The following is a 3,775-nucleotide window of genomic DNA, read 5'->3' as shown; positions in this document are numbered from 1 at the left end:
GTTCGGAGTGCGGGCAACGGCATGTTTTAACATTGAATGATAGGCGTGTTTACTTGTACGGCTTGCGGAGCGTATCAAAGCCGAGATCTAGCTGCTGCTAAAAGCATAGCTAGTACGGGTGAATTAGATATAATTGCGGCTGGAATCGTCGCAAGGGTAACACCCGCATCTCAGCAGAAACAATCTGTTAAAACGAAAGTCTTCGAATTATCGAAGTTGGATTTTGGATCTGAGAAAAAAGAAGCAGCCTAGCTGTTAAGCTAGACTGTAGAAGCCCTGTGATCAGAGTGAACCGATGTCGCTGGGTAGTTCACTAAGGCTGGCTTTATGTTTTTTGAAGTAAATAATTTGGCGAATTCACCCTGAATAATTTAGTGTGGATATATTTTAGTTATTGTTCTATATGACTTTTTTAAAAAAATAATCATGGAGAATATTTAGTTAGCACTTCATTCAAAGGTTGTTCTATATCCTATGTGACAATAGTTACAAAATTTAGGTTGGAGTGTGAAGTGAGTGTTTCAAAGTTAATCAAATACACATCATCGATAGCGTTGTTGGAACGGTTAACAAAGTAAGTAGAGAGAAATAGTTTCTCAGCCTTTTCTTCATCAGTAGCTGATATCAGAGCTCTAAAAATTACTTCTTTATGCTCTTTCGGAAAAGAATCAACAGTTACATTATTAATTGTTATGGAGGCTTATCGCCAAGCTATTGAAGTAAAACCATTGAGCCAGGATATCCATTGTTCGTTTCGACAGTTAATACAAAAGCAGAAGCGATATCTATACAAATATTTGTTAACTGTGCCAGTAAGAGGGTGCTTGAATATACCAAGAGTTACGAAAAAGTAGCGAATGCTCGCGCTGCTTTTAACATAAACTCAGTCGACCCCTTGTTGACGAAAACCAAGTAATATTGTTCAGACTCTGAAATCAGCCAATGTGCTGAAGAACCGCAAGCTGGCAAAGCACATTGCTAATGCGAGCAGGAACAGCTTTTTTTATAAATTGGATTACAAAGCGGAAGAGCAGGGCAACCATGTGATAAAAATAGAACAGTGTTACGCCAGCTCTAAAACCTGCTTTGCTACGGTCATAAAATGGAAGAAATGCTATTATCAGTTCGCAAGTGGGGTTGTTCCAACTGCGGAGTTATGGATATAGATCGCGACTTAAATACCGCTCTTAATATCCGTGACAAAGGCATTTTGAAATTAAAAACGGCTGGACGGTCATTTCTGCATATGGAAGCTGCGTAAGTCTCGATACTATTTAGCAACGGCTAATGAAATAAGAAGCATCACCTGATAAGGCGTTGAGAAGTCACTTCATGGCGCTATTGGTTCTAATGTAGATAAATGGGTGTTAAATGAATGGAACCCGCGACTTGATAAGTTCCTAAGCGCGTTTCAATTAGCTCAAAAGAATATTAAGAGTACAACCGTTTTGGTTGATGATGTAATTTCAACCATCAACAAGGTCTGTGATGCCGGTGCACGTAAGGTTGTAGCAAAAATGACTTTTGCTCTAAGGCTGGCATTTTAAGTTAATTTTTTAAAATGAGCGCAAAATTCATCTTTTGATATTGTTTAAAAATCTACAATTAAAAAGGTTTGAAAATGGCATCGACAAAAACAGTAACTAAATTAATGTTAGAGAAAGGGGAGTTTTATACGACCCAATCCCTCGGGAAAGCACTTTTAATTTCAGAAAATAAAAGTGCTTTCCTATATAATATGCGTACATCCAATAAGTATAAGACGGTTGATACTGGTGTCCTTAATCGTACCGTAAAGGTGGTATCAATTGTCGAAAACCTCGCTTGAGAAGCCTACGAAACCAAGCTTTGCTGTTACTAGACCACCTATGCTTGCAGACGAATGAAATACTTGGAGGACCTTATGTTATCAGTAAATGATGCAGCTGAATTTATGCTCGAAAATGGTGGATACTTCACAGCAAAAAAACTTGCTAAGCACTTTGATGTCAGTACCCGTAGAGCTTCAAGTTGGCTTGGGGTTATCAAGAGTGATGTTAAGTATCATACAGCAAATTGGGGGAAGTCGGTTAAGTTGCTTGGAATTGGCTCTCGTACAATTTGTATTTCTGAGCTGCAGAAGAGGGCTTTAATGTATAAGAGACCAAAAGTCATATACTGCGAAAGCTAAAATATTCTGTTATGTTAAATTAGGCATGAAATTATTTCTGATGGGATTATTGTTTTGTTTAGAGGATTGTGAACCATCAAAATCGTTTGGTTTTTTAAACTATCATAACCCCTTATGAATCATACATAAGATTAAAGATAATATTAGGTTTCTTATATTATTACTTTTTCATTGTTAAATGCTTCATCGGGCTAATAGTATCTAGCCTTGTTAGTTAAGTGCCTTTTACTGGGTGGACTGTTTCCTTGTATGAAATTGAAATCTCCATAAGTCAATCAGGCTAAGCACATCGATCCCTGCAGCACCTAAACACATTATTAAAAAGTTTGCGAATAATTCAAGTATGGCTATATAGTCTCTAGGGAAGGCAAAGTTAGCTTTTGGAGTCTAAAAAACTAACGATCGCTTCTTTAGCTAATTTTATTGTTGCTGAAGCTTTTGAACCACAGTTGTGCAAAGCAAAAAAATTGACATCAAGCAATGAATACTCTGGGCATAACTCTTCTATATCAACTTTGCTGATATCAAATAGTTTTGGGACAATTCCTACTCCAAAATCTGACCGTTTCTGTTAATGTATTGTTCTGTGAAATTCTTTAAATTTTATATTCAAAGTATGTGGAGAGAGTTTATGAGTTAGAAGGTATTCTTCTTTTTTCCCGTGAGTTTGATATATATATACATGGTCTTGTAGGGAGACGTTACTTCCTTTTGCCTTGTAAAGAATGTCTTTAAAACTGCCTAGGCGCTGTGTGTATAGTTTGAGTCTCTTGATTTTCTAACACGAATTGCTAAATCAATTCCATGTTCTATCAAGTCAAGATGCTTATCATCACAAATGAAGTTTGACTTAATTTCCGGATACTCTTTAAATAGTTTACATAAGGCCGGTGCGACAATAGAGCCCATTAAACCGAATCACATATATTGGATGTTATCCGTTTTTGGGACTACAATAACAAACTCATCTCCACCGAGACGGCTTATAAATACACTTGATGGTAATTGGTTGCTAAGTCTCTTTGCTATAATAGGAAGCAGTTCATCACCTTTGCATGGCCAAGTGTAACGTTAATAATCTTGAAGCTGTCTAAATCTAAAAATAAAACTGCAAACTGCGACTTTAGTTTCAAGTAGTCTGTGCAAAGAGCATGAAGGTACTCTTGGAGGTACCTTCTATTAGGTAGTCTAGTCAACGAGTCATGAGATGCCAAAAATCCCATTTTTTTAGTGATATCATTCAATTCAGATATATCTTGGAACACCATGACTGCACTTTGTAAAGATTTATCATGCTGCTGTTAAGAATGCTTTTTCAAAGATTCGTTTGCAGCGCTTTCCAAAGCATAAAGTCTCATACAAAAAGAAAAAACTTCACAACGACTCGTTTCGAGCCGTCAATAATTCCAATTGCATTCGAATCGAAAATGGCGCTATAAGCATCCCAAAGGTCGGCAAAGTGCCAATCGTCCTGCATCGTGAGCTAGTGAGCAAAATTAAGACCGTCACTGTTCAATATCGTCACGGAAAATGGGAATGCAGTATCACTCAGGAAGTGGAATGCAAAACGGCTAAACAAGTTTTGAAACGATCACTGGCTTTGAC

The 3,775-nt window shown here is 37.2% G+C and carries 2 protein-coding genes and 2 pseudogenes; 3 read left to right on the top strand and 1 reads right to left on the bottom strand.

The features are described from left to right. The first annotated feature begins 944 nt into the window (after positions 1 to 944). Together CWB80_RS23275 and CWB80_RS21885 are read left to right on the top strand one after the other, a co-directional pair. The gene (locus CWB80_RS23275) at positions 945 to 1,166 is read left to right on the top strand and encodes a zinc ribbon domain-containing protein (protein ID WP_461786970.1); all 222 of its coding nucleotides are present in this window, start codon (positions 945 to 947) and stop codon (positions 1,164 to 1,166) included. Between the two features lie 737 nt (positions 1,167 to 1,903). Then, complete coding sequence (locus CWB80_RS21885) at positions 1,904 to 2,170, top strand: hypothetical protein (protein WP_055022496.1); 267 nt, start codon at positions 1,904 to 1,906, stop codon at positions 2,168 to 2,170. Between the two features lie 918 nt (positions 2,171 to 3,088). On the opposite strand, the pseudogene CWB80_RS23270 reads toward CWB80_RS21885, so the two are convergent. Then, positions 3,089 to 3,393: pseudogene (locus tag CWB80_RS23270) on the bottom strand (diguanylate cyclase domain-containing protein). A 104-nt stretch (positions 3,394 to 3,497) separates the two neighbouring features. On the opposite strand from CWB80_RS23270, the pseudogene CWB80_RS22760 reads away from it, so the two are divergent. After that, a pseudogene (locus CWB80_RS22760) lies at positions 3,498 to 3,775 on the top strand (RNA-guided endonuclease InsQ/TnpB family protein); the annotation flags it as partial.

It is taken from the genome of Pseudoalteromonas sp. S1650 (assembly GCF_005887195.1).
Taxonomy (GTDB): domain Bacteria; phylum Pseudomonadota; class Gammaproteobacteria; order Enterobacterales; family Alteromonadaceae; genus Pseudoalteromonas; species Pseudoalteromonas simplex.
Note: the sequence above shows the minus strand (reverse complement) of the source record. Positions and strands in the feature narration are given on the sequence as shown.

Bases quoted from the DNA above. Each gene is read 5' to 3' on its own strand.
- CWB80_RS21885 (WP_055022496.1), top strand. From the start codon at position 1,904: ATGTTATCAGTAAATGATGCAGCTGAATTTATGCTCGAAAATGGTGGA.